Annotated in this window: 3 protein-coding genes and 1 tRNA gene; 1 reads left to right on the top strand and 3 read right to left on the bottom strand. The window is 62.1% G+C overall.

The genetic code is table 11. The annotated features are described in order from the left end of the window. Positions 1-406: 406 nt before the first annotated feature. The 3 genes from ACK5L9_RS20095 to rlmB form a co-directional block, all read right to left on the bottom strand. The gene (locus ACK5L9_RS20095) at positions 407-775 is read right to left on the bottom strand and encodes a hypothetical protein (RefSeq protein WP_416913231.1); all 369 of its coding nucleotides are present in this window, start codon (positions 773-775) and stop codon (positions 407-409) included. A 29-nt stretch (positions 776-804) separates the two neighbouring features. Then, the gene (locus ACK5L9_RS20090) at positions 805-1,212 is read right to left on the bottom strand and encodes a YHS domain-containing (seleno)protein (protein ID WP_416913230.1); all 408 of its coding nucleotides are present in this window, start codon (positions 1,210-1,212) and stop codon (positions 805-807) included. A gap of 92 nt (positions 1,213-1,304) precedes the next feature. After that, on the bottom strand, positions 1,305-2,108 hold the full coding sequence (gene rlmB / locus ACK5L9_RS20085; protein WP_416913229.1) for a 23S rRNA (guanosine(2251)-2'-O)-methyltransferase RlmB: 804 nt from the start codon (positions 2,106-2,108) through the stop codon (positions 1,305-1,307). Positions 2,109-2,230: 122 nt separating this feature from the next. On the opposite strand from rlmB, the gene ACK5L9_RS20080 reads away from it, so the two are divergent. After that, positions 2,231-2,314: transfer RNA gene (locus tag ACK5L9_RS20080), tRNA-Tyr, on the top strand. Positions 2,315-2,780 lie beyond the last annotated feature (466 nt).

Here is a 2,780-nt window from a genome sequence, read left to right as displayed (position 1 = left end):
GGAACCTCGCCAAAGACGTGCGAAACTGCCGCGCCCATGTCGCGGGGAACGCAGTTCGGGCATGTCTGGCAATGCTGATCGTCTTCGGTCTTCGGGGCCTTGTCCGTTTCGGTCTGGCCATCCGTTTCAAGATCTGGCTCTGCCTGCGGTTCCGGCTGCGGTTCCGTTTCGGTTCCCGTCGGGGGGATCGGGCGCCGGGGTTGAGGAGAAGGCGGCTTTGGTTCTGGCCGGGGCGGCTGCGTTGGTTGCGGTCGCGTTGGTTGCGGTCTGGGCGGCGCTGGCTGAGGAGACGGGCGTGGAATGGTGGGAGGCGCTGGCTTCGGCTGTGGCATCGGGCCACGGAAGGCGTTTCCGAGGGCCTGTCCGGCGGCTTTCAATAGTTCAACAATGGGTCTGAATTTACTCATCACCACCACACATAATTTTCTTTTTCCTCACGGCCCGCCCCCAGTTTCAGAAGGGCGCAGACATCGCCAAACCGAATATCCGGAGTCCCGGTGTCTGCCGTCAGCATCTGCCAAAGCGCTGCGCTCTTCCAAAATCCCGGAAGCCGGAACACGCCAAGCATGATGAACCGCATCCGCAGCCGGGGCATGGCAATCCCCAGATTCACGGCGGTCTCCCGCGCCTCCCGGATTGCCGCCAGCAGCGCGTCATCGTCCAGATGGGCAACCTCAAAGCCGTTGCGCTCGCGAAAGGTCGCGGCGATATCCTGATCGGCCTCCCCCTGCGCCAAGGCCGATAGGCTGGCATTCAGGTCACTCGTCAACTTCATATCCACCCCCAGATCGGATGTTCACCCCATCAGCGGGAACCCGCCCAGACCTTCCTGGCCTCCATCAGGATTTTCCGGGGATCCTGCATCATTTCGCGCTCGGCCGCGTCGGATCGCAGAAGGTACAGGCGATTGCCGATGATGACGAAATGTTGCGGATCACCGGCAACACGTTCGCCGCGGGACAGGGCCACCGGGCACAGACCGCCGAAGCCGGGGGCATAGGCGCGTGGATCGGCCTCGAACCGGGAACGGTTCTCTTCGCTGGCGAAATGCCACAGCTTGCCCTTCCACATGGTCGCGATATCGCTGCGCCCTGGAACCGCGCGTCCCGAGGCATAGCCCAGAGGATCATAGCCATCCAGCGCCCATTCCTGAGCACCCGCAGAAAGTATCTGCGACAACAGGACAAGAATGGACAGTATCAGTGGCTTCATTGGCCCGCGACGTAATGCGACCAGACCTGATTGGCAGCAAGCCACGCGATTCTCAACGCAGAACGCGCATCTGGTCGCATGGATGTGAACGCTTACCCCCGCGACGCCGCATAAAGCGCCACCGCCGTCGCGTTCGAGACGTTCAGCGACCCGAAATCGGCCGCAAAGGGAATGCGGACAACGTGATCGCAGTTTTTCATCGTCAGATCGCGCATTCCCGGACCCTCGGCCCCCAGAACCAGACAGATCGCCCGTCCCGGCAGCGACGCCAGCGTGTCGGGCAGCGTCGCCTCGCCGGTCCCGTCCAGCCCGATCAGTATGAAACCCATGTTCTTCAACTGAACCAGCGCCTCGGCCAGATTCGGCACGCGCAGGTAGGGCTGGCGTTCCAGCGCGCCGGATGCGGTCTTGGCCAGCGCCCCGGTTTCCGGGGCCGAATGCCGCGCCGGGGCAATGACCGCCCGCGCACCGAACACTTCGGCAGAACGCAGGATCGCGCCAATATTATGCGGATCAGTCACGCGATCCAGCGCCACCAGCAGGGGCCGCGCCTCACCCGGAGCCTGCCGCAGCGCCACCTCGCTGAGACTGCCCCATTTCAGCGGCTTTACCTCAAGCGCGACGCCCTGATGGACGCTGTCGGGGGCCAGCGGCACGGTCTTGCCGAACACACGGGAATCGGTGATTTCGGGCGTAAGCCCATGGAGATCACCCAGCCGGTCCAGCGCGTTGCGGGTCACGACCAGACGCAGCTTGTCGCGCGCAGGATTGGCCAGCGCATCCCGCACAGCATGCAGCCCGAACAGCCAGACCGTTTCGGCCGCAGCCGCCCGGCGCGCGCGCTCTTTGTCGATCACCCATGCGGGTTTTGTCGATTTCGCGGTTTTACCGGCCATGTCGCGTTCCTTTCCTGCCGCATTCTCTGTGCGACGGACAAGGCAATCGCGCAACCCCCGGAAATCGACTTGACGCCCTGCGGCACTGCGGCTAATCACGCCCCACGCCGAAAGCGCTCGGCGGGCGACGTGCTGCAAGGTGCGGCAGCGGACTGTAACTCCGCCGGGGAGACCCATGCCTGGTTCGATTCCAGGGTCGCCCACCATTAAATCTGATAAAATATTGATTTTACTTTAATTTTCTAGCCGCTGAATTTTCAACCCGTCTACTTACCCATCATTAAAAAAGTGATTGAACGCGACTGGTGGTTCTTGCGTGCGACAGCCTCAGGATCACACCCAAATGGGCCTAGTCCTTCAACTCATCTGATTTGACACTTTCCGGATTTTCTGAATCCCTGCCCCGGAACAGGTTTCAGGAGGGTATTGGGATGGGCGAAGGTGGGCTTCGGGTTAGATATGTTGTTCGGCTTGATGCTGACGAGCGGGACCGGCTGGAGGGGATGAACGGCAAGGGCCGGAATGCGCCATAACGGATACTGAAGGCGCGGATCATGATGAAGGCGGATGACACGGCGGAGGGACCGGGGTGGACTGACCCTCAGATTACTCAAGCGTTCGAGACCAGCGCCACGACCGTGCTACGCACGCGCCGACAGCTTGTCGAGGAAG

Origin of the sequence: Paracoccus sp. (in: a-proteobacteria), assembly GCF_047973135.1 — a bacterium.
Lineage (GTDB): Bacteria > Pseudomonadota > Alphaproteobacteria > Rhodobacterales > Rhodobacteraceae > Paracoccus.
The sequence above is the reverse complement of the archived record's forward strand: the minus strand, read 5'-3'. Positions and strand labels throughout refer to the sequence as shown.

Bases quoted from the DNA above. Each gene is read 5' to 3' on its own strand.
- ACK5L9_RS20090 (WP_416913230.1), bottom strand. From the start codon at position 1,212: ATGAAGCCACTGATACTGTCCATTCTTGTCCTGTTGTCGCAGATACTT.
- ACK5L9_RS20095 (WP_416913231.1), bottom strand. From the start codon at position 775: ATGAAGTTGACGAGTGACCTGAATGCCAGCCTATCGGCCTTGGCGCAG.
- rlmB (WP_416913229.1), bottom strand. From the start codon at position 2,108: ATGGCCGGTAAAACCGCGAAATCGACAAAACCCGCATGGGTGATCGAC.